The organism is Pseudomonas sp. SDO5215_S409, from assembly GCF_054071325.1.
In genome coordinates this window covers 1-945 of the sequence record NZ_JBSVWN010000150.1, presented here as the reverse complement: position 1 = coordinate 945, position 945 = coordinate 1, and the positions used below count along the sequence as shown (strand labels likewise).

Below are 945 nucleotides of genomic sequence, written 5' to 3'. Positions count from 1 at the left end.
AGGATGCGTTTAGTTACTTGGCTTCGGGGTTGTTTCGGGTGATGACGTCGCCCGGAAAACTGATCGGTGAAGCTTTTGAGGATACCGCTTTTACTATGGATATTTGGTGGAAAAAACGTACGGCGTCCAAGGCCGAGGCGCAAAACTTGGCCAGCTACGTGCTTGCTCATAGTGTTGATAAGACCATCAAGGTGAGGGAGCAACTTCTGCCGTTTGACCTGCTGCCACCTGAAACGCTTGGCCCCATGATTTATCTACTGACCGAGGGGTTTGTTGAAAGCTTTAATGAACAACAAGAAAAGGCGCTGGTCATTCTGCTCTCAGAAATACGGACTTGGCGGCACTTTATCGAAGTGCTCGAACACTGTTCGCCAAAAGCGGAAAAGGTCAACGCCATGAAGAGCCTGGAGCGCATCAACGCCCTACTGGATGGCCACGAACAGAACCAGTTCAATTGGTTTATTGATAGTTTGGTGATCAATCAATCAGCCGAGCCTTCGACCCGACAGGCGTGGAAACCAAGCAACGCCTGGCGTAAAGAAAAAAGATTACTGGCGGCTCGCAACAGCGGGCGGTTTGATGGATTGGCTTAGATTGAAACAAGAAAATGGCGCTGATGAGCGCCATTTTTTCGGGCGGGTTAAAGCGGCTTTCCGGATTGAATGGCACAGCGAAAACTAGCACCAGGATTATGAATTTGCTGGATGGGCTCATCATTCCAGCGTCGAACAGTGCTGGCATTCCGTGAAGGTTCCTCTAGCACATTTGCACCACGCCGAATTCGTTTGATGCCCGTATTTGGTCCCTGTGGATTATCGACGGGGGAATGCCGGTAATAGTCCTTGTCGTACCAGTCATTGACCCAGTCCGTGGCGTTGCCGGACAGGTTGTAAATCCCCAATGGGTTAGGGACAAATTTGTCCACAGGGAAGGTGTTCCTTTCAC

At 50.4% G+C, this 945-nt stretch carries 1 protein-coding gene and 1 pseudogene; one reads left to right on the top strand and one right to left on the bottom strand.

Features of this window, described 5'->3' with window-relative positions; all coding sequences use genetic code 11:
- A pseudogene (locus tag ACW9H9_RS28655) lies at positions 1-593 on the top strand (LysM domain-containing protein); the annotation flags it as partial.
- Between the two features lie 47 nt (positions 594-640).
- Here ACW9H9_RS28655 and ACW9H9_RS28650 read toward each other — a convergent pair.
- On the bottom strand, positions 641-945 hold a 305-nt coding region (locus ACW9H9_RS28650), incomplete at its 5' end, for a formylglycine-generating enzyme family protein (RefSeq protein ID WP_457346712.1).